The sequence below is a fragment of the Methylobacterium platani genome (assembly GCF_001653715.1).
In the GTDB taxonomy this organism is placed as follows: Bacteria; Pseudomonadota; Alphaproteobacteria; order Rhizobiales; family Beijerinckiaceae; genus Methylobacterium; species Methylobacterium platani.
The window spans coordinates 56,795-77,072 of sequence record NZ_LWHQ01000016.1; the positions used below are offsets into that span (position 1 = coordinate 56,795).

Below are 20,278 nucleotides of genomic sequence, written 5' to 3' on the forward strand. Positions count from 1 at the left end.
GCTCGCAAGTCGTTGCGTGCAAAGAAGAATTAGTGTGATTCCAAACTACCGGACCGTCGGGACCGCCCGCCGGTGACGCAAGCCCTGGCGACCCGCGGGGCCCCGAGCCTCGCCTCCTTACGGCCGCTCGCCCCGTTCTTCTGCCTCTACGTCACCTTCGGGGCGACGCTCGGCTTCCTGTCGGGCGGGGCGCCGCTGATCCTGCGGGCGCGCGGGCTCAACCTCGCCGAGGTCGGGCTCCTGCAGCTCATCAACCTGCCGGTCGGGCTGACCTTCCTGTGGGCCGCCCTCCTCGACCGGGTGCGGCTGCCGTTCCTCGGCCGGCGCCTCGGCTGGATCGTCGCGGCGCAAGGGATGACGGTCGGGCTGCTCGCGGTCATGAGCCTCGGCGAGCACTGGCCGCTCGGCGCGCTGCTGGCGCTGGCCGTCGCCACCTGCGCGGGCATCGCCACGATGGACATCGCCCTCGAGGCCCTGGTGGTCGAGACCGTGCCGCCGGAGCGGCGGGCCTTCGTCGCCTCGGCCAAGCTCTGCGGCGCCTCGCTCGGCGGCATCCTGGGGGTCGGGGTGCTGGTCGGCTCCTACGATCTCCTCGGCTGGCGGGCGGCGGTGCTCGCCTGCGCGGCCCTCGACGCGCTCTGCCTCCTGCCGATCCTCGCCTATCCGGAGGCGCGGCTGCAGCGCCCCGGCGGGGCGCCGGAGAGCCGGTCCGGCTCGCTCGCGCGGCTGCGGGCGCTCGCCGGCCCCATCGCGGCGCTCGGCGCCTACTTCGCCGCCGCCTACCTTCTCGCCGGCCCCAACACCCTGGCGCTCCTCGATCTCGGGGTGCCGCTGTCCCGGGTCGGGGCGCTGACCGGCACCGTCCTGCCGGCGGTCAACCTCGTGATGGCGCTGGTGGCCGGGGGCCTGGCGGCGCGCTTCGGCACCGTGCGGCTGGTCGTGCTCGGCGGGGCCGGGGTGCTCGCCGCCGGCGGCCTGATGGCGGCGGCCTGCGCGGCCCGGTCGCAGGAGCTGGCGGTGGCCGCCACGGTGCTGAACTTCGTCTTCGGCGGCTTTCTCGGAGTGCCGGTGTTCAACATGATCTATCGCTGGGCACAGGGGCCGCGGCCCGCCACCGACTACGCGCTGCTGTTCGGCGCCGCCTTCTTCGCCGCGATGCCGCTGCGGGTCGCCGCCCCGGCGCTCGCAGCTTGCGCCGGCTGGCCGGGCTACTTCGCCGCCGCGATGCCGCCCTACGCCGCGGCGCTGGCGTGGCTCGCCCTCCGGATCGCCCGCACCCTGCGGGACGACCGGCGATGATCCCGGAGATCGCCGCCGCCGTGCCGGCCTCGCTCGGCACCTACCGCGCCGGCGTGGCGGCGGGCCCGGGCGGGCCGGCGGCGACGCCGCTCACGGCGCTGCACGACCCCGCCGTGTTCGATGCCGCGCTCGCGGCCTTCGAGGCCGGGCTCGGGGCGGCGCCGGGCACGACCGACCGACGCGCCCTCGTCTCGTACTGGAGCCAGTTCTACCTCGCGCCGCTCGCCACCCCGGCGCTGACGGCGCTGGTGCGCCTGCGCCGGCCGCTGCCGCTCGCCTTCGCGACGACGAGCCTCGAACTCGACGCCGCCGGCCGGCCGGCCCGCTTCCTGGTCGAGCCCGAGGCGGCGTACCGGATGCCCGGCCGCTCCGCCGGGCTGATGGGCCTCGTCGAGGACCACCTGCGGCCCTTCGTCGAGCTGTGCCGGGCCCGCTGCGGCATCGCCCCCCGGGTGATCTGGGGCAACGCCGCGGTGATCCTCGACCACGTCGCGCGCGAGCTCGGCGAGCCCGAGACCCTGGCCTGCCCGGAGGTCGCGGCCTGCCTCGGCTGGTGCGGCGGAGCGCCTTGCGCCGGGAATCCCCTCGCCCAGGCCCTGTGCGCGGCCGGCGGCAGCCGGCGCCGCCGCGTCTGCTGCCTGCGCCGGCGGCTGCCGGGGGTGGCCTCTTGCGGGGCGCTGTGCCCGGCCGGGCGATGCCGAGGCTGACAGATCGCCCGGACGATGCCAGGCCGCACCCGGCGGCGCGCGTCATCGCGGCGAACGGTTCAGGAAGATGCGCGTCTCCTCCTCCGTGACGTGCTCGCACAGTCCGAGCACCCGCAGAAAGCTCGGGATCACGGACACCTCCCGCTCGACCGCGTCGTCGTAGTCGATCGACACGACGTGATCGCAGCCGAACCGTTCCCTGAAGGGGGTCAGGCGCTCATCGTAGTCCAGGAGCCATGTATCCTCGTTCGTATAGGCGACGGAGTCACGGCAGTCGCTGCCGGACAAGCCGTGTTTTTCCATTTCGCCCTTGTACGACCGCAGAAAATCGACCCGGTTGCGCAGGTAGACGACGATCAGGACAGGCGCTGGCATGAGGCCCGCCAACCAATCGAATTCATCTTCGTATCGCAGATACGACAGACCTTCAGCCGAGAATATCAATCTATTTTCTTCGTTAGCCGCCGCAAATTCATCGACTCTGCGCCGAACATCATCCTTGTAGGCTTGATCGCAAAGCAACTTTGTCACATGCCGGAACGGGGAGTTGCGATGCGCCCGCATGGCGGAGGCATGGAGTTCCGCATGGTTGTCCCCGATATGCATGCCTTGGTAGAAGGCGTAACCGTGATCGCGCAACCACTCACGACGCTGCCAGAGGAAATTCTGGATCGATGTCGTGCCGGTCTTGTGCGTTCCGATATGCACGATCGATTTGTAGTGTGCCATACTTCACATCCGAGGCGATCCGCAAAACGCCGCGGACGGCGCTTCACGCAAGACCAGGGACCCCTCTTCACGCAAACCGGAAAGACGACGACCGCGACACGATCGTCGTTCACGGCCCGACGGCGTCGTACCGCACGCAGTATCACATAACTAATCCAATGCGATGATTTGATAGATTTCATCGCTAATCTCGGCAACGTCGACGAAAATCGCATGTCGCGTCTGCCGGTCGTAGACATGAATGCCCGGACGTTGCACGGGGTGCTGGCTCTCGCCGCCGGACAACAGGATCTCGCTGTTGGCCAGATTGTTCTTACGGCTGATCGTCCGCCGTCGGCTGCTTCCGATCAGCATGAACCGGTCGGTCATGCAGAAGCCCCTGGCATAGCCATCGACCTTGAGAACGGGTTTCGGCCCGAAGGCCGAGCCTTCCCGAAACTCGATCACGCTCCCCGTCAGCGAATCGACGACGTACACGTTGCCTTCACAGAAGGAGACGCTGTGCGGTTGATTGAGACCGTCAAACAGCACCTCTCCGGTTTTCACGTCATAGACGCAACCGTTTCGGAGGCCGTTCCTGCGACGCGGCCCGAACTTCGAAGCGATCAAGCGGCCATTCGCCCAGCAGATGTCGTTGATATGCTCGATGTCCGATCCGAATGCATCGAAGCTTGTCTGGCAAGAATATAATTCGCAGTTATCTTTAAAAATAAGATTATTTGCCGTAGAAACACAAATCAGATCAGGGCCGTCAAGGACAATTCCATGAATATCCTTAACATCTGGAATATTTTTATATTTCAAAATATTATATGACCTATCGAGGTAGGCGATTTGATCGGAGGAGCCCTGTAGGGCCATCACGATCCGGTCCCCGTCGACGACGACTCCGGTCGTCCCGAGGAGGTCAGGCCGATTCAGTCCGAAGCCGGCGAGCGTGATGTTCACGATCGCCTCCTGCGAGCAAGTGACCGTCAACTCCGCAAAATTGTTTGGCGACCTATGACCATTGTTGCAAAACGTTACCAGAAATTTCGAATCTTTCATCGACGATTTTACCTTAGCACGCTAGATGAGGACGAGTCTTCAAGACGAATTCTGCACTGTTGTATCCCACCTCCGTCCGATGACGGCGGCGGCCCGGCGCATTACGTTTCATAACCGGCTACGGGATGCCAGCAGCAATCATGAGAGGCGTCGGACCGTCCGCCGGGCGCAGCGCACGTCCTTCGCCCCGCCCGAACCGGGTCCAGTGCTCGAAGCAGGAGGTGAGCTCACCTCGTCGCAACGCATCCTCGACATCCGGATTGGCGGTCATGTAGGCGATCTCGTTGAATGACTCCGCATTTGTGTCGATATCGAGGTACGCCTTGAGAAACCCTCGCATCAGCGAGCCGACGACCGCATCCGACACATGTAAGCAATCCTGCGCGTAAACATTTGCCCTCGGCGACATTGTCACAATCTCATACGTAGGGTAATAAACAACATTGTCGTTCGATCTGGCGAAAACTTCTGCGGCAGCACGCAACGTCGATTTAGAATACATATTTGCGACGAATATATCATCCCCTGAAAAAGTTTCACTTAGCGGAACAGGTGATACGGTTACGACGATGTGAGCGTGAGGGTTGATTTGGTTGATCAGCCCATGAATTTCGTGGAGCTCAGACAGATTGTCTGCAAAATCCGTCGACTGCAGCTCGTATCGGTCGGGCTGGCGCCGAACCGCGTAGAAGCTCGGTGCTGCATTGAGATGTCGCCCGAGCGCACGATCGAACCAGACCTCGTTGAGGCCCAGCGTCAGAACAATGACGGATACGCCTCGAACTCTAGAAAAGTACTCATCAGTCAAGTAGGCCCGCCGCTCGATCGCACGCTCCAATGTAACCGGCTTGATTCCCGGTGACAGCTGCAGGTCGACCCATCCGTCCGCGCGCTCCTCGAACATCGTCTCATCGATATGTGGACGATTGATGACCCATTCGATTTCATTCCGGATTGAATGAGTCGTGAACTTGTTGGTAAAGCCGTTGGGTCGCGCCGACCACTCGGTCTTCGGAGAGACGATCCTACGACTCTGGACTGCGATACCGTTATAAATCAGATGCTCTTCTATGTTACGAGCAAAACACGATCCGATGCAGAAAAAATCATCCCCGATGTCGATCTTGAATTTTGCATCGTGACGAATGTCGACCAACGGCTCGGAGAAGCGGCCGATCTGCCCGTGCCATTGCGACGCCGGCGCCTTCATAATATTAGTCCAGGCCGAAATTCCATTCAATTTATGCATGTCAACCAGCGCCCTGCATTGCCAAAATTGCTAAATCGTTCCTGCGCGGCCTAACAAGATTAATCTTGTCAGCACGAGCGACATCTCTACTCATCGCTTATAGGAGATCGTCACGAACTTGTCCACGATTACGCTGCGCAGTTGCCACGGTGCGATGCAATGTGAATTTTGTCGCATATCGAGTTGGCGTCCGGGATTGAAATTTATCTCGATTCATTTGATAAAAATACACGCTCCTCTCGTCCATCGTATTCGCAGTTTTGGCAAGCCAATCGGCAGATTAATCAGACTGCATTGCACTGAACCACTTTAAACAACCGACATCGACCCCAGAATATTTTGACATCTTGCAGTTATTTAGCATAAAAAAATCTGCCTTATAGTTTTTCATGCAGATGTCGTTCGAAAAACTGAACAAATCTTCGATGATCGCGGCTCGAACTCCGAAGTCGTGGCCAGGTGCGATCCGGATCGCCGCCGCTGGACCGGCGGAGCGGCCTCGCCTCATGGTCCGTCAGGCGCGCGCGATGCAGCGCCACATCCGCGACCTCGGCCGCTCTTCGGTGGCCTCGACGGTGTCGGCGTGCCGGCCCGTGACGGCAAGGGCGCATCCACGCCGCTCAGCGACGGGCGGAGAGGGTCGGGTATCGCGCGGGCGATGCAGGCCCGGGCGATGGCGGCGTCGCGCTCCTCACCCCTCGACCGGCGGCAACGCCGCCACCAGCGCCGCCACGAACGCCGCCACCGCCCGCGGGAGGCGCCGGTCGCGCATGGTCTGGACCTCGATGCCGCGGGCGAGGCTGCGGCGGGACCGGATCGGCAGGGCCCGGAATGCGTCGCGCGCGACCTCGCCCTCGAGCGCGATCGACGAGACCAGGGTCAGCCCGCGGGTGCGGCGCACGAAGGGCAGCAGGGCCGAGAGGGCGTTCGCGGTCAGCACCGGCTCGATCGCGATGGTCTCGACCGCGCAGGCCGCGTCGAGGATGGTCCGCAGCGTCGTGTCGCGCGGCAGGAGCGCGACCGGGTAGGCGGCGACGTCGGACAGGCCGATCAGCCGGCGCCCGGCGAGGGGATGATCGGGCGCGCAGAGGGCCACCATGTCGAGGCTGGTGCGGTACGCGACCGCGACGCCGGCGCTCGGCACGAGGCTGAAGGTGATGCCGATGTCGACGTCGCCCTGGACCACCCGGTGGGTGACCTGGGCCGGCGGCAGCACGCTCAGCTCGAACCGGATGCCCGGATGGCGCCCGTGGAACGCGGCGATCAGACCGGGGACGAGGTCGACCGCGAAGGCGTCGGTACAGGCGATGCGCACCGATCCCCGCCACAGGCCCTCCAGCTCGCGGATCTCGGTGACGACCTGCTCGGCGCTCGACAGCACGTGGTGGGCGTGGCGGGCCAGGAGCTCGCCGGCCTGGCTCAGCACCATGCCGCGCGGCCGGCGCTCGAACAGCGGGCAGGCGAGCTCGGCCTCGAGATTGGCGATCTGCCGGCTGATCGCCGAGGGCGCGACGTTGAGGCGGGCGGAGGCCGCCGCGATCGACCCGTCCCGGGCGACCGCCAGGAAGTAGCGCAACGCCGTGGTCTGCATCGCGGGCCCCCATTTGCCTTGCCGTTTCGGCAACGACCCTATCGCCAAATTCGTCTTGCTGCGATCGGATCTGCGCAACATCCTGGCAGGGCGAATTTTGCGGCAGTGCAACATGACGGGCCGAGACGCCCGCGCTGCCCCGGACGAGGCGGAGCCGACATGCCGACACGGATCGACGCGGACCGGATGCGCCGGGTGGGACGGCTCGGGCTGGCGGGCCTCGCGCTCGCGGGGCTCCTCGCCGGGGCGGCCGGCCCGGCGCTCGCCGGCAAGGCCAACGACACCCTGGTCTACGCCTCCGACAGCGAGCCGGAGAATCTCAGCCCCTACCACAACAACCTGCGCGAGGGGGTGATCCTGGCCCGCAACGTCTGGGACACGCTTCTCTACCGCGATCCCAAGACCGGCGCGCACCAGCCGATGCTCGCCACCGCCTGGACCTGGGTCGATCCGGTCACCCTCGATCTCACGATCCGCGACGGCGTGACCTTCCACAACGGCGATCCCCTGACGCCCGAGGACGTCGCCTTCACGTTCAACTACGTGCTGACGCCGGAAGCCAAGATCATCACCAAGGGCAACGTCGACTGGATGAAGTCGACCGAGGTGACCGGCCCGCACGGCGTGCGCATCCACCTCAAGGCGCCGTTCCCCGCCGCCCTCGAATACCTGTCGGGCCCGACCCCGATCCTGCCCGCCGCCTACTTCAAGAAGGTGGGCCTCGACGGCTTCAGCAAGGCCCCGGTCGGCACCGGCCCCTACCGCATCGTCTCGACCGAGAGCGGCAAGGGCGTGAAGATGGTGCGCAACGACAAGTACTGGCCCGGCAACCCGGCGGGCAAGGCGAAGATCGGCAAGCTCGAATTCCGCATCATCCCGGACGGCGACAGCCGGATGGCCGAATTGATGACCGGCGGCGTCGACTGGATCTGGCGCGTGCCGACCGACCAGGCCGAGCAGCTGAAGAACGACCCGACGCTCACCGTGGTCTCCGCCGAGACGATGCGGGTCGGCTTCCTGCAATTCGACGTGCTCGGCCGCGCCCAGGAGAAGTCCCCGCTCAAGGACGCGCGGGTGCGCCAGGCGATCTCCTACGCCATCGACCGCAAGGTGATGGTCGACAACCTGGCGCGCGGCGGCGCCCGGGTGATGAACGCGATGTGCTTCATCGAGCAGTTCGGCTGCACCGACGAGGGCGTGCCGCGCTACGCCTACGACCCGGCCAAGGCGCGGGCGCTGCTCAAGGAGGCCGGCTACGGAAACGGCTTCGACATCGACCTCTCGGCCTATCGCGAGCGCGACTACGCCGAGGCGGTGATCGGCTACCTGCGCGCCGTCGGCATCCGGGCGAAGCTCAACTACCTGCGCTACGCCGCGATGCGCGACGCGATGCGGGCGGGCAAGACCTCGATCGGCTACCAGACCTGGGGCTCGTTCTCGATCAACGACGTCTCGGCCTTCACCGGGATCTACTTCCGCGGCGGCGAGGAGGACCTGGCCCGCGATCCGACCGTGATCGCCGACCTCCAGGCCGGCGATACCAGCACCGATCCGGCCACCCGCAAGGCGAAGTACGCCGCGGCGCTGACGCGCATCGCGGCGGAAGCCTACGCCCTGCCGATGTTCTCCTATCCGTCGAACTACGCCTTCACGGCGGACCTGAACTTCACCGCGCAGACCGACGAGGTGCCGCGCTTCTACGCGGCCTCGTGGAAGTAGGAGGGGCGGCGCCATGCTCCGCTTCGCGCTGCGGCGCATCCTGGTGGCGGTCGGCGTCGCGCTGACCGTCTCGGTGGCGAGCTTCCTGCTCCTCCACCTGTCCGGCGACCTCGCCACCGCCATCGCCGGCCCGGAGGCGACCGGCGAGCAGATCGCGGCGATCCGCGCCCAGCACGGGCTCGACCGGCCGCTGGTGGTCCAGTTCGGCGCCTGGGCCTGGCACGCGCTGCACCTCGATTTCGGGCGCTCGTTCTACTTCCCCGAGCAGGTGACGGACCTCCTCGCCGCCCGCCTCCCCGTCACCCTGACCCTCGGGGTGATCGCGCTCGCCGTCGCCCTGCTGGTGGCGATCCCGCTCGGCGTGCTGGCGGCGTTCCACCGCGACACCTGGATCGACCGGACGGCGCTCGCCGTCTCCGTGCTGGGCCAGGCGATGCCGAGCTTCTGGTTCGGCCTCACCCTGATCCTGGTCTTTTCGGTCAACCTGCGCTGGCTGCCGGTCTCCGGCAACGCGACCTGGAAGCACTTCGTCCTGCCGGCGGTGGCCCTCGGCTACTACGCGATGCCGGCGGTGATGCGGCTCACCCGCAACGGCATGCTGGAAGTGCTGTCCTCGGACTACGTCCGCACCGCCCGCGCCAAGGGCCTGCCCCTGCGCAAGATCCTGGTCCGCCACGCGCTCCGCAACGCCGTGATCCCGGTGATCGCGCTCGCCGCGGTGCAGTTCGGCTTCATGCTCGGCGGCTCGATCGTGATCGAGGCGGTGTTCTCGCTCCAGGGCCTCGGGCAGCTCGCCTGGGAATCGATCGCCCGCAACGACTTCCCGGTCGTCCAGGCGATCGTGCTGGTGCTGGCGATGATCTACATCGCGCTGACCCTCGCCGCCGACCTCCTCAACGCCCTCCTGGATCCGAGGCTGCGCGCATGACCGTCCGGCCCGCCTCCCCTCTCGCCCCGGCCTCCGCCGAGGTCGTCCTGCCCGAGACGGCCCTGCCCCCTTCGCGCTCGCCCGCCGCCATCGCGCTCCGGCGCGGCCTGTCGCATGGCGGGTTCCTGATCGGGGCGGCCATCGTCGGGGTGATCGTGCTCGCGGCGCTCGCCGCGCCGCTCATCGCCCCGCACGACCCCTACGCCCAGGACGTGTCGCGCCGGCTGATCCCGCCGTTCTGGCACGCCAAGGGCAGCGCCGCGCACTGGCTCGGCACCGACAAGCTCGGGCGCGACTATCTCAGCCGCCTGATCTACGGCAGCCAGATCTCGCTGCTGATCGGCCTCTCGGCCGCCGTGATCTCGGGGGTGATCGGCACCACGCTCGGGGTGCTCGCCGGCTATTACGGCGGCCGGGTCGACGCGCTGGTGAGCTACGTCGTCACGACGCGGCTCGCCATGCCGGTGGTGCTCGTCGCCCTCGCCATGGCCTCGCTGGTCGGCGGCTCGCTCAAGGTCGTGGTGCTGGTGCTGGGCCTCCTGCTCTGGGACCGTTTCGCCGTGGTCACCCGCGCGGCGACCCGGCAGGTGCGGGCCCAGGACTTCGTCGCCGCGGCGAAGGCCTCGGGCTTCGGGCCGGTGCGGATCCTCGCGCAGGAGATCCTGCCCAACATCCTCAACGCGCTGATCGTGGTGGCGACCCTCGAGATGGCGCACGCGATCCTGCTCGAGGCGGCGCTCTCCTTCCTCGGCCTCGGCGTGCAGCCGCCGCTGCCGTCCTGGGGGCTGATGATCGCCGAGGGCAAGCAGTACATGTTCTTCCAGCCCTGGGTCATCACCATCCCGGGCGTGGCCCTGCTGGTCCTGGTGCTCGGCATCAACCTGCTGGGCGACGGGGTGCGCGACATCACCGCGCCGGAGGGGCGGAATTGACGGCGCACCCGGCGATCAAGAACTAACAATCACCCCTCCACCCGCGCACAGGAAATCCTCCCCATGTCGCGACGCGACGCCATCGCGCTGGCTCACCGGCACTTCGACGACGGCGGCTTCCTCGCCGTGCTCCGCGAGGCGGTCGGCCTGCCGACCGAGAGCCAGGCCCCGGGCCAGGGACCGGCGCTTACGGCCTACCTCACGCAGTTCATGATCCCCCTGGTGAAGCGGCTCGGCTTCGAGACCCGGATCGTCGACAACCCCAAGGCGGGGGCCGGGCCGTTCCTGATCGCCACCCGGCACGAGGGCGACGCCCTGCCGACGATGCTCACCTACGGCCACGGCGACACGGTGCGGAACTACCCCGAGCAGTGGCGCGAGGGCCTGCACCCGCTCGCCGTCACGGTCGAGGGCGAGCGCTGGTACGGCCGCGGCACCGCCGACAACAAGGGTCAGCACCTGATCAACCTCGGCGCGCTCGCGGCGGTGATGCAGGCCCGCGGGGGCAAGCTCGGCTTCAACGTCAAGCTCTTGATCGAGATGGGCGAGGAGGCCGGCTCGCCGGGCCTGCGCGAGGTCTGCCGGGCGGAAGGAGCGGCGCTTGCGTCCGATCTCCTCATCGCCTCCGACGGGCCGCGGATCGAGGCGGCGCGCCCGACGATGTTCCTCGGCTCGCGCGGCGGCTACACCTTCGAGCTCGTGGTGGACTTGCGCGAGGGCGGCCACCATTCGGGCAATTGGGGCGGGCTCCTGCGCAATCCCGGCACGGTGCTGGCGAGCGCCATCGCGAGCCTCGTCGACGGGCGCGGCCGCATCCTCCTCGACGGCTTGCGCCCGCCGGCGATCCCCGAGGGGGTGCGCGCGGCGCTCGCCGACATCACGGTCGGGGGCGATCCGAACGCGCCGTCGATCGACGAGGGCTGGGGCGAGCCGGGCCTGTCCCCGGCCGAGCGGGTCTTCGCCTGGAACACGCTCGAGGTCCTGGCCTTCAAGTGCGGCGATCCGGACGGGCCGCAGAACGCCGTGCCGCCGTCGGCCAAGGCGACGATGCAGCTGCGCTTCGTCGTCGGCACCGACTGGCAGGGGCTGCTGCCGGCGATCCGGGCCCATCTCGACGCGCAGGGCTTCCCGATGGTCGAGGTGCGCGAGACCCGCACCGAGGTCTTCCGCGCCACCCGCCTGCCGGTCGAGGATCCGTGGGTGGACTGGGCTCTGGCCTCGATCGCGGCGAGCACCGGCAAGCGCCCGGCCCTGCTGCCCAATCTCGGCGGCTCGCTGCCGAACGACGCCTTCTCGGAGATCCTCGGGCTGCCGACGCTCTGGGTGCCGCATTCCTACCCGGCCTGCTCGCAGCACGCGCCGGACGAGCACCTGCTCGGCCCGTCGACCCGCGAGGCCCTGGGGCTGATGGCGGGGCTGTTCTTCGACCTCGGCGAGACCGGGCCGGCGGTGCTGGCGAGGCGCAAGGCGGCGGCGTGATCCGATTGGCGCTTGCCCCATACGAACAAGAATAGAGCACGCCTCCCCTCTCCAGGCGATGCCGGGCTTGCCCGGTATCGCTGCAAGGTGTGGGAGAGGGGATCCCGCGTTTTACTGGTGTCACGGCAAATCCGACTGGCTCGTAACCGACGTGACGTCATGGACTTCGCCTGATCGGCGGGCGCGAAGGGGAAGACGATGAGCGAACCGATCGTCCGGATCCGCAACCTGACCCTCGCCCTGCCGCGGGGCGCCGACCGGCCGCACGCGGTCGAGGACCTGAGCCTCGACCTGATGCCGGGAAAGATCCTCTGCGTCGTCGGCGAATCGGGCTCGGGCAAGTCGATGAGCGCCTACGCCCTCACCGGGCTCCTGCCCGAGGCCCTCGCGGTGGCGGGCGGCGAGATCCGGTTCGAGGGCCGGGACCTCCTTCGCCTCGACGAGCGCGCCTGGCGCGACATCCGCGGCCGGCGGATCGCGATGATCTTCCAGGAGCCGATGACGGCGCTCAATCCGGTGATGCGGATCGGCGACCAGATCGCCGAGATGTTCGAGGCCCACGACCTCCTGACCCCGCGGGAGCGCCGCGAGCGGGCGGTGGCGCTCGCCGGCGAGGTGGGCTTGCCGAACCCGGAGCAGATCGTCCGCTCCTATCCCCACCAGCTCTCCGGCGGCCAGCGCCAGCGGGCGATGATCGCGATGGCGCTGGCGCTGGAACCCGCCGTGCTGGTTGCCGACGAGCCGACCACGGCGCTCGACGTCACGACGCAAGCCCAGATCCTGAAGCTGGTCCGCGACCTTCAGGCCCGCCGTGGCATGGCGGTCCTGTTCATCACCCACGATTTCGGCGTGGTCGCCGACATCGCCGACCATGTCGCGGTGCTCCAGCGCGGACGGCTGGTCGAATCCGGCCCCGCCGAGACGGTGCTGCGCCGCCCGCAGGCCGCCTATACCCGGGCCCTGCTCGCCGCGGTGCCGAGCCTGACCCCGCCGGAGCGGGCGCCGGTCACCGGGGCGCCGGTGGCGCTCGCGGTCGCGGGCCTCGCCAAGACCTACGCGACCGCCGGCGGGCTGTTCGGCAAGCCGCGGGTGGTGGCGGCGGTCAAGGACGTCGGCTTCGACCTGCGCCGGGGCGAGACCCTGGGCCTCGTCGGCGAATCGGGCTCCGGCAAGTCGACCACCGCGCGGCTGGCGATCCGCCTGATCGAGCCCGACCGCGGCACGGTGCGCCTCGGCAGCCTCGACTTCACGGCGCTCGGGCCGACACGGCTCCGCGACGAGCGCCGGCGGATCCAGATGATCTTCCAGGACCCCTTCGCCTCGCTCAATCCCCGCCGCACCGTCGAGCAGATCATCGCCGGCGGTCCGATCGCCCACGGCACCCCGTCCCGCCGGGCGAAGGCGCGGGCGCGCGAGCTCCTCGACCTCGTCGGCCTGCCGCCGACCGCCGCCGAGCGCTACCCGAACGCCTTCTCGGGCGGCCAGCGCCAGCGCATCGGCATCGCCCGGGCGCTCGCCATGGAGCCGGACGTGCTCGTCGCCGACGAGGCGGTCTCGGCCCTCGACGTCTCGGTCCAGGCGCAGGTGCTGGCGCTGCTGGAGGACCTGAAGACGCGCCTCGGCATCGCGATGCTGTTCATCACCCACGACCTGCGGGTCGCGGCGACGATCTGCGACCGGATCGCCGTGATGCATCGCGGCGAGATCGTCGAGACCAACCGGACCGCGGCCCTGTTCCGGGCGCCGGAGCATCCCTACACGCAGAGCCTGCTGGCGGCGGTGCCGGGGGCGTCCTTCGCGGCCGGGCCGGCGTGATCGGAGCCGGACGACCACAGACGCGCGCCCGGTGGTAGACGGTCGGGATCGCCCGGGATAACCGCCCCGAGCCCCACCCCGAACCCGCGAGCCGACCCCATGGTGCCGTCCCCTCCCCCGCCCGCCGCCGCGACGCGGCCGGCCTTCGCCCGGTGGATGGGCACGACGAACCAGGTCACCCGCACCTTCCTGTCGGCCGGGGCGATTCCCGGCCTGATCAACCTCGGCGGCGGCCTGCCCGATCCGAGCATCTTCCCGACCGGGCGGCTCGCCGAGTTCGCCCGCCGGGCGGTGGCCGAGCATCCGGGCGAGGCGCTGGGCTACGGGCCGATCGAGGGGCTGGCGCCCCTGCGCGACGCCGTCGCGCGCCGCTTCAGCTCGCCCGCCCTGCCGCTGACGCGGGCCAACGTGCTGGTGACGACCTCCGGGATGCAGGGGCTCGACCTCCTCGGCAAGGTGCTGCTGGACGAAGGCGGGCTGATCGCCGGCCAGTACCCGACCTATCTCGGCGCCCTCGATGCCTGGCGCCCGCGCGCGCCGTCGTTCCGCAACCTGATGCTGGCCGCGCCGGGCTTCGACGCCGAGGCGGCGCTCGCGGGGGCGCAATTCGCCTACGCGGTGCCGAACTTCTCGAACCCCACCGGCCGCCTCGTCGACCTGGAGACCCGCCGGGCGCTCGTCGCGGCGGCGCACCGGACCGGGACCTGGCTCGTCGAGGACGACCCCTACGGCACGCTGCACTACGACGGCGCGCCGCTGCCGCGGCTGATCGACGTGTCGGCGCAGGCCGCGCCGGGCGAGTCCTATGCCGGCCCGGTGATCTACATGGGCACGCTGTCGAAGGAGATCGCCCCGGGCCTGCGCATCGGGTGGATCGTCGCGGCGCCCGCGATGATCGAGGCGCTGACCCTCGCCAAGCAGGGCTCGGACCTCTGCACCAGCGGCGTGACCCAGCGCGTGGCGCTCTCGGCGATCGAGACCGGCCTCGTCGACGAGATCCGGCCGGCCCTCGTCGCGCTGTACCGCGAGCGCCGGGACGCGCTCTGCGCGGCGCTCGGTGCTCACCTTTCCGAGTGGTTCGACTGGGAGGTGCCGGTCGGCGGCATGTTCGTCTGGGCGCTCGCCAAGGACCCGGGATTCGACACCGACGCGCTGCTGACCCACGCGCTCGCGGCCGGGATCTGCTTCTCGCCGAGCAGCGTCTTCGACGCGACGGGGACGAACCGGCGGGGGATGCGGCTCAACTTCACCCTCAATCCACCGGAGCGGCTCGACGAGGGGATGCGGCGCCTGGGGCTGGCCGTCGCGGCCTATCGGCACGGACGCGACGGCGCCTGAGGGCGCTCACGCCACCGACCGCTCCGGCGCCCGCATCCGGGGCGCCTCGCCCCCCGCGCGGCGGACCTCCGCCTCGCGGCACAGCATCCCGGCGAGCACCCGCGCCCGCTCGGCCCAGTGGTCGCGCTCGGCGCGCAGGGCCGCGAGGTCGTCGCGGCCGACCGCCAGGGCGACCGCGAGGTCGTCGACCTCGGCCGAGAGGGCGTGGGCCCGGTCGCGCTCGCGGGCGAGCGCGGCGCGCAGCACCGCGAGCGCCGCCGATTCCGCCTCCGGCGGGGTGATCTCCGGGCCGGCCGGCGCGGCCGGGGCCGGGGCCGGGGCCGGACGGGCGGGGGCCGGATCGTCCGCCGCCGGCGCGGGCTCGGCCGCGGCGACCAGGGTCGGCACCGCCGCCACCGCGATCGGGGTCCCCTCCTCCTCCAGCACCAGGCCGTGCAGCATCGCGAACACCCCGTCGCCGTCGAGGCGGGCGAGGTCGAAGCCGCTCTCGGCGGCGAGCCCGCACCACAGGGCCTGGCCGCGGGCGGACTGGCCGACGAAGGCCATCGACCAGTCCGGGAAGCCGCGGGCCTCGACCGGGCCGCATTGCAGCACCGTCACGTCGCCGTGGCGCTCGTCGCGCTGGATGCGCTCGAAGGTGTCCTCCACGCCGCTCCGCGGCCCCTCCAGCACCTGCGCGAAGGCGCCGCCGTTGAACATCAGGGCGCCGGTGACGCCGACCCGGCGGTTGTTGGCCTGCGAGGCGGCGAGGATCTGGCGGACCGCCGCCGTGACCTCGTGGTCGGGACCCTGGAGCAGGTTCTTGCTGGCATAGACCAGCCGGTACAGGTCGCTCATGCGCGGGCTCCGGAGAAGGGCGCGTCGGGGGCGCCGAGGAGGCGCAGGAGGTCGTCGGAGGCCAGCGGCTTGCTGATGAGGTAGCCCTGGACGTCGGTGCAGCCCTCGGCGCGGATGCGGCGCAGCTGCTCGGCCGTCTCGACGCCCTCCGCCACCGTGGTCATGCCGAGGCTGCGGCCGAGGCCGGCGATCGCCCGGATGATCGCCTCGCCGTCGGCCTTGGCCTCCATGTCGGCGACGAAGGAGCGGTCGATCTTGATCTTGTCGAACGGGAAGGCGCGCAGGTAGCTCAGGGACGAGTAGCCGGTGCCGAAATCGTCCATCGACACCCGCACGCCCAGGTCCCGCAGGCGGTGGAGGGTGTGCAGGGTCTTCTCGTTGTCCTGCAGCAGCACGCCCTCGGTGATCTCGATCTCGAGCCGCGCGGCCGGCAGGCCGGTATTGGCGAGCGCCGACACGATGGTCTCGACGAGGCGGTCGCTCTTGAACTGCGCCGGCGAGACGTTGACGGCGACCGCCAGGGGCTGCGGCCAGCCGGCGGCGTCGCGGCAGGCCTGGCGGATCACCCACTCGCCGATCGGCACGATCAGGCCGATCTCCTCGGCGAGCGGGATGAAGTCGAGGGGCGAGACCAGCCCGCGCTCCGGGTGGCGCCAGCGGATCAGGGCCTCGCAGCCGACCAGGCGCTCGTCGGCGAGGTTGAGCTGGGGCTGGTAGTGGAGCTCGAACTCGCGCCGGGCGAGCGCCTGGCGCATGTCGAGCTCGAGGCGCCGGCGCGCCTGCATCCGCGCATCCATCGCCGGCTCGAAGAACCGGAACGTGCTCCGCCCGTCGAGCTTGGCGCGGTAGAGGGCGAGGTCGGCGTTCTTCAGGAGGCGGTCGGCGTCCTGGCCGTCCGCCGGCGCCAGGGCGACGCCGACGCTCGCCCCGATCGAGAGCAGCTGGCCCTCGATCATGTAGGTGCGGCCGACGAGGTCGACGACGCGGCGCGCCAGCGCCTGGGCCTCGCCGGGCGTCGACACGCCGGCCTGCAGCACCACGAACTCGTCGCCGCCGATCCGCGCCACGGTGTCGCCGGCCCGGACCATCGCGCGCAGGCGGTCCGCCACCTTCTGGAGGAGCGCGTCGCCGACCGGGTGGCCGAGGGTGTCGTTGACCGGCTTGAAGCGGTCGAGGTCGACGAGGAGCACCGCGCAGCCCTCGGCGTTGTGCTCCAGGCGGGCGAGCGCCGCGTCGAGGTGCTCGCGCAGCTTGAGGCGGTTCGGCAGCCCGGTGAGCGGATCGAGGCGGGCGAGGTCGTGGGCCCGGCTCTCCGCCGCCCGGCGGGCGCTGACATCCTCCAGCACCAGGGCGACGCCCTCGCCCGGGACCGAATGCATCTCGACCTGGACGCGGTGGCCGTCGAGCGCCACGTCGAGGCCGAGCGGGCCGCGCAGGCGGGCGACGATCTCCCACGCGCCGAGGCCGGTCCCGGCGCGGGCGAGGCGCAGGAGCCGGCGGACCGTGGGCGCGCCGGAAAGCCCGGACCGGCGCAGCAGCGCGAGGGCCGGCGCGGAGCCGTGGGCGACGCGGCCGTCGGGATCGACCAGCAGGACCCCGTGCCGGACGGCGTCGAGGCCGCGGGCGAGGCGCTGCGGCGCGGTCGCGTCCGGCCCGCACACCGGCCCGGAACACGGCGAAGGATCGGGCAAGGGGTCCGGCATGACCCGCAGGGCGGCGGAGAGGGAGGCTGTCATAGGAGGCGGGCTCCGCGCGGACGCCGACTCGGCGCCGGTGCGATACTGGATAGGACTATATTGCTGCGATTAATGCTTCGTCTCTCCCAGCCGGGACCGGATCGATTTTCCGACAGATCCGCCGTTGGCTGGGAACAATCCGTGCGATTACGTCACCGCATACGATCGTAACCGCCCGACGCATGAAGGGCTCCGACATCGTGTCGTCACATGACTAACGGATCGCCGACGGACGATCATCGATGAAAGCGATGACCTATAGTCATGTGATCAGACGATCCGGGCGGCTCCACAGGAACGTCGCAGCGGGCAGGTTTCGTCCCCGATCCGAAGACGACCATGCCGATCCGCCCCGCATCGGTTCGCCCCTATCCCCGCAGCACGTCGAGCCGGTACGCCCCGGTCCGGATCTGCCGCTCGACCGCGAGGGGGCCGCGGGTCTCGCGGATGAACAGGTCGGCGGCCTCGTCGCCGGTGAGCGGATAGTCGGTCTCGCCGGTCCAGTGCACCAGGACGACGTCGCCGCCGGGCGCGAGGCCGGCCCGGACACGGGCCGCGAGGCGGGCGACGTCGGCGGCATCGAGATAGTAGACCACCTCCGACAGGAGGATCAGGTCGAAGCGGCCCTCCGGCCAGGCGCCCGGCACCTGGGCGCGGGCGAAGCGGACGCCCGGGAGGTCGCGGCAGCGGGTCCGGGCCCGGTCCAGGGCGGCCTCGGCGACATCGAGGCCCAGCAGGGCGTCGCAGCGGTGGGCGAGTGCCGCCGTGAGCACCCCGATCGAGCAGCCGACCTCCAGGGCGGCGGCGTAATGCGGGCGGGGCAAGGCCGCGAGGGTGGCGGCGTACTTGTCGCGCTCGTAGGGGCTGGCGGCGAAGTTCCACGGGTCGGGATCGGCGGCGTAGGCCGCGTCGAAGTAGCCCGGGGGCAGCGAGGTCGTGTGGCGGCTCATCCGGTCATCCTCGTCTTCCGTCCTCAGGGGGCGACCTCGAGGAAGATCTCGTGGCGCTCGGTGAAGCGGGCGATCATCGCCGGCTCCAGGCGGAAGCCGGCGGGATCGTCGGCGATGAGGTCGGTGGTCTGCGAGCGGTGGGCGGCGATCGCCGCCGCCTTGGCGGCGCGGTGGCGCGCGGCGTCGAGGCGGGCGCCCCGGGGCGGCCCGCCGACCTCGGTCTCCGGCGGCAGGGTCCAGCCCCAGACCGGGTAGGCGTGGAGCCGGATCCCGCCGAGGCGGTCCCGGGCGCGGCCGGCGATGGCCGCGCTCGCCCGGTGGTCGCAATGCGGGTCGTGGGCCCAGGTCACGAACAGGGCGCCGGCGCCGCAGGCCCGGGCCGCCGCCGCGACCAGCTCGGCCGCCGCCTCGGCCGCCGGGCCGGAATCCGGCACGAACCGGTCCGGCAGGCGCAGGAACGTCACGTGCTCGCCGGCCAGCCCGAGCCGGGCCGCCGCCGCCAGGGTCTCGGCTTCGCGCAGAGCCCGCAGGCGCCCGGGCGGGTGGCTCGGGGAGTTCGGGTGCGAGCCGACCCCGTCGCTCACCACGACGAGGCGGACCGGGATCCCGAGACGGCAGGCCTCGGCGATGAGCCCGCCGCAGCCGAGGCTCTCGTCGTCCGGGTGCGGCGCCACCACGACGATCCCGCCCGCCGGCACGATCGCCCGCAGGTCGCGCACCGGCAGCGCCTCGGCGGCGCGGAGGAAGGCGTCGGCCCGCATCAGCGCGGCGCCCGGAAGAGCGCGGCGACCGGCCCCTCGGCGGCGAGGATCGTCGCGGCGGCGCCGGTGAGCGCCCGGTCGGGGGCGGGCTGGCGCAGGTAGGTCGCGAGGTCGCGCGACAGCCGCTCCAGCGGATGCCCGCGCAGGAAACCCTGGAGGCCGACCGAGCGCTGGGCGAGGCCCAGCACCTCGAGCCCCGCCCGCTCGACCGCGAGGCGCGTCAGGTCGACGAAGGCGACGATGCGCTCCGCCGGCAGGGCGCCGTCGGCGACGAGGCCCGCCGCCCGCGCCACGAACAGGCGCGCGCCTTCGAGGGCGATGGCGCCCTCGCCGAGGCGGGCGAGCTGATGGGGATCGTCGCCACGCCCGGTCCGGGCGAGGTGGCCGCGCCAGGCCTCGAACACCGCCTCGATGCCGCCGAGCTGCACCGCCGCGAAGCGCCAGGCGCCGCCGGAGAAGTGCGGCTGGCGGTGGTAGTCGTCCGGGCCGCCGACGAGGCGCAGGGGCGCGAGGCCGGTGAGGTCGACGGTGCCGGTGGCCGAGGCGCGCATCCCCTGCGCGCGCCAGGCCGAGAGGTCGGCCCGCGCGCCTGGCTCGAGGGCGACGACGAGCATCCGGGGCGCCGTCTCGCCCGGGCGGCGCGCCGTCACCAGGGCGCGGGTGACGTGGCCCGCTCCCGACGCGAAGGTCTTGGCTCCGGTCAGGCGCCCGTCCGCGCCGAGGACAAGGCCCCCCGGCGACGGCTCGGTGTTCCAGACCCCGAACAGGTGGCCGGCGCGGGCCTCCGCGAACAGGGCGCGCCGCGCCTCGGGGTCGGCGAAGCGGGCGACGAGCTGGAGCGCGTTGACGTGGCCCTCATAGACCCGGCCGAGCGCCAGGCTGCCGGACCCGACGAGGCGCAGCACCTCGGCGAGGTCGGCGGCGCCCGGCGCGTCGCCGAGGCCGGCACCGCCCTCCCCGGCGGGGACCGGGGCGGCGAGGAGGCCGCCCCAAGCGAGATCGGCCACGTCCTCGGCCGGGAAGCCGTCGTCGCGGTCCTGCGCATCGGCCCGCGACGCGGCGAGGCCGGCGACGCGGCGGGCGGCCGCGACCGGATCGCGGCCCGGCTCGGACGGGGTGGCGGCCGGCCGGGACGGGATCCGGAGGTCCATCGCCGGCAGA

Annotated in this window: 17 protein-coding genes; 8 read left to right on the top strand and 9 right to left on the bottom strand. The window is 70.5% G+C overall.

What is annotated here, in order from left to right:
* Positions 1-72: 72 nt before the first annotated feature.
* A complete protein-coding gene (locus A5481_RS09010) occupies positions 73-1,299 on the top strand; it encodes an MFS transporter (RefSeq protein WP_048435603.1) in 1,227 nt (408 codons plus the stop codon).
* The gene (gene fhuF / locus A5481_RS09015) at positions 1,296-2,006 is read left to right on the top strand and encodes a siderophore-iron reductase FhuF (protein WP_048435604.1); all 711 of its coding nucleotides are present in this window, start codon (positions 1,296-1,298) and stop codon (positions 2,004-2,006) included. Before A5481_RS09010 ends, fhuF begins: the two co-directional genes overlap by 4 nt.
* A 42-nt stretch (positions 2,007-2,048) precedes the next feature.
* Here the strand turns inward: fhuF and A5481_RS09020 are convergent, their stop codons facing one another.
* From A5481_RS09020 to A5481_RS09035, 4 genes are all read right to left on the bottom strand, one after another.
* On the bottom strand, positions 2,049-2,735 hold the full coding sequence (locus tag A5481_RS09020; protein WP_048435605.1) for a sulfotransferase family protein: 687 nt from the start codon (positions 2,733-2,735) through the stop codon (positions 2,049-2,051).
* A gap of 150 nt (positions 2,736-2,885) precedes the next feature.
* On the bottom strand, positions 2,886-3,683 hold the full coding sequence (locus tag A5481_RS32265) for a DUF4915 domain-containing protein (RefSeq protein ID WP_167350081.1): 798 nt from the start codon (positions 3,681-3,683) through the stop codon (positions 2,886-2,888).
* 217 nt (positions 3,684-3,900) lie between these two features.
* Positions 3,901-4,992: a GSCFA domain-containing protein gene (locus tag A5481_RS32270; protein WP_167350082.1), complete on the bottom strand. Its 1,092-nt coding sequence runs from the start codon at positions 4,990-4,992 to the stop codon at positions 3,901-3,903.
* Positions 4,993-5,722: 730 nt separating this feature from the next.
* Entirely contained in the window at positions 5,723-6,622 is a 900-nt protein-coding gene (locus A5481_RS09035) for a LysR family transcriptional regulator (protein ID WP_048435608.1), read from the bottom strand.
* Positions 6,623-6,808: 186 nt separating this feature from the next.
* On the opposite strand from A5481_RS09035, the gene A5481_RS09040 reads away from it, so the two are divergent.
* The 6 genes from A5481_RS09040 to A5481_RS09065 all read left to right on the top strand — a co-directional run bounded on the left by A5481_RS09040 (position 6,809) and on the right by A5481_RS09065 (position 14,833).
* Positions 6,809-8,341, top strand: a complete 1,533-nt coding sequence (locus A5481_RS09040) for an ABC transporter substrate-binding protein (protein ID WP_048435611.1) — start codon at positions 6,809-6,811, stop codon at positions 8,339-8,341.
* Between the two features lie 13 nt (positions 8,342-8,354).
* The gene (locus A5481_RS09045; RefSeq protein WP_064503889.1) at positions 8,355-9,269 is read left to right on the top strand and encodes an ABC transporter permease; all 915 of its coding nucleotides are present in this window, start codon (positions 8,355-8,357) and stop codon (positions 9,267-9,269) included.
* On the top strand, positions 9,266-10,201 hold the full coding sequence (locus A5481_RS09050; RefSeq protein ID WP_048437304.1) for an ABC transporter permease: 936 nt from the start codon (positions 9,266-9,268) through the stop codon (positions 10,199-10,201). Before A5481_RS09045 ends, A5481_RS09050 begins: the two co-directional genes overlap by 4 nt.
* A gap of 63 nt (positions 10,202-10,264) precedes the next feature.
* Positions 10,265-11,680 (top strand): M20 family metallopeptidase, encoded by a 1,416-nt coding sequence (locus A5481_RS09055; RefSeq protein WP_048437303.1) that lies wholly within the window; start codon positions 10,265-10,267, stop codon positions 11,678-11,680.
* Positions 11,681-11,878: 198 nt separating this feature from the next.
* Entirely contained in the window at positions 11,879-13,495 is a 1,617-nt protein-coding gene (locus tag A5481_RS09060) for an ABC transporter ATP-binding protein (RefSeq protein WP_064503890.1), read from the top strand.
* 99 nt (positions 13,496-13,594) lie between these two features.
* Positions 13,595-14,833, top strand: a complete 1,239-nt coding sequence (locus A5481_RS09065; RefSeq protein WP_053082636.1) for an aminotransferase-like domain-containing protein — start codon at positions 13,595-13,597, stop codon at positions 14,831-14,833.
* Between the two features lie 6 nt (positions 14,834-14,839).
* Here A5481_RS09065 and A5481_RS09070 read toward each other — a convergent pair whose 3' ends face one another.
* From A5481_RS09070 to A5481_RS09090, 5 genes are all read right to left on the bottom strand, one after another.
* Positions 14,840-15,670 carry a BLUF domain-containing protein gene (locus A5481_RS09070; protein ID WP_064503891.1) on the bottom strand — a complete coding sequence of 277 codons (831 nt, stop codon included), beginning with the start codon at positions 15,668-15,670 and terminating at the stop codon, positions 14,840-14,842.
* Positions 15,667-17,406, bottom strand: coding sequence for a putative bifunctional diguanylate cyclase/phosphodiesterase (locus A5481_RS09075; RefSeq protein ID WP_082984910.1), 1,740 nt, complete (start codon positions 17,404-17,406; stop codon positions 15,667-15,669). The genes A5481_RS09070 and A5481_RS09075 overlap by 4 nt, the downstream gene beginning before the upstream one ends.
* A gap of 368 nt (positions 17,407-17,774) precedes the next feature.
* Entirely contained in the window at positions 17,775-18,356 is a 582-nt protein-coding gene (locus tag A5481_RS09080) for a class I SAM-dependent DNA methyltransferase (protein WP_048436501.1), read from the bottom strand.
* A gap of 23 nt (positions 18,357-18,379) precedes the next feature.
* Complete coding sequence (locus A5481_RS09085) at positions 18,380-19,117, bottom strand: PIG-L deacetylase family protein (RefSeq protein ID WP_048436502.1); 738 nt, start codon at positions 19,115-19,117, stop codon at positions 18,380-18,382.
* Positions 19,117-20,268 carry an acyl-CoA dehydrogenase family protein gene (locus tag A5481_RS09090; protein ID WP_048436503.1) on the bottom strand — a complete coding sequence of 384 codons (1,152 nt, stop codon included), beginning with the start codon at positions 20,266-20,268 and terminating at the stop codon, positions 19,117-19,119. The genes A5481_RS09085 and A5481_RS09090 overlap by 1 nt, the downstream gene beginning before the upstream one ends.
* Between the last annotated feature and the right edge of the window lie 10 nt (positions 20,269-20,278).

What these genes read in the sequence shown, in the direction of transcription:
- fhuF (WP_048435604.1), top strand. Translation starts at nt 1,296, where the DNA reads ATGATCCCGGAGATCGCCGCCGCCGTGCCGGCCTCGCTCGGCACCTAC.
- A5481_RS09020 (WP_048435605.1), bottom strand. Translation starts at nt 2,735, where the DNA reads ATGGCACACTACAAATCGATCGTGCATATCGGAACGCACAAGACCGGC.
- A5481_RS32270 (WP_167350082.1), bottom strand. Translation starts at nt 4,992, where the DNA reads ATGAAGGCGCCGGCGTCGCAATGGCACGGGCAGATCGGCCGCTTCTCC.
- A5481_RS09035 (WP_048435608.1), bottom strand. Translation starts at nt 6,622, where the DNA reads ATGCAGACCACGGCGTTGCGCTACTTCCTGGCGGTCGCCCGGGACGGG.
- A5481_RS09040 (WP_048435611.1), top strand. Translation starts at nt 6,809, where the DNA reads ATGCGCCGGGTGGGACGGCTCGGGCTGGCGGGCCTCGCGCTCGCGGGG.
- A5481_RS09045 (WP_064503889.1), top strand. Translation starts at nt 8,355, where the DNA reads ATGCTCCGCTTCGCGCTGCGGCGCATCCTGGTGGCGGTCGGCGTCGCG.
- A5481_RS09050 (WP_048437304.1), top strand. Translation starts at nt 9,266, where the DNA reads ATGACCGTCCGGCCCGCCTCCCCTCTCGCCCCGGCCTCCGCCGAGGTC.
- A5481_RS09055 (WP_048437303.1), top strand. Translation starts at nt 10,265, where the DNA reads ATGTCGCGACGCGACGCCATCGCGCTGGCTCACCGGCACTTCGACGAC.
- A5481_RS09060 (WP_064503890.1), top strand. Translation starts at nt 11,879, where the DNA reads ATGAGCGAACCGATCGTCCGGATCCGCAACCTGACCCTCGCCCTGCCG.
- A5481_RS09065 (WP_053082636.1), top strand. Translation starts at nt 13,595, where the DNA reads ATGGTGCCGTCCCCTCCCCCGCCCGCCGCCGCGACGCGGCCGGCCTTC.
- A5481_RS09070 (WP_064503891.1), bottom strand. Translation starts at nt 15,670, where the DNA reads ATGAGCGACCTGTACCGGCTGGTCTATGCCAGCAAGAACCTGCTCCAG.
- A5481_RS09075 (WP_082984910.1), bottom strand. Translation starts at nt 17,406, where the DNA reads ATGACAGCCTCCCTCTCCGCCGCCCTGCGGGTCATGCCGGACCCCTTG.
- A5481_RS09080 (WP_048436501.1), bottom strand. Translation starts at nt 18,356, where the DNA reads ATGAGCCGCCACACGACCTCGCTGCCCCCGGGCTACTTCGACGCGGCC.
- A5481_RS09085 (WP_048436502.1), bottom strand. Translation starts at nt 19,117, where the DNA reads ATGCGGGCCGACGCCTTCCTCCGCGCCGCCGAGGCGCTGCCGGTGCGC.
- A5481_RS09090 (WP_048436503.1), bottom strand. Translation starts at nt 20,268, where the DNA reads ATGGACCTCCGGATCCCGTCCCGGCCGGCCGCCACCCCGTCCGAGCCG.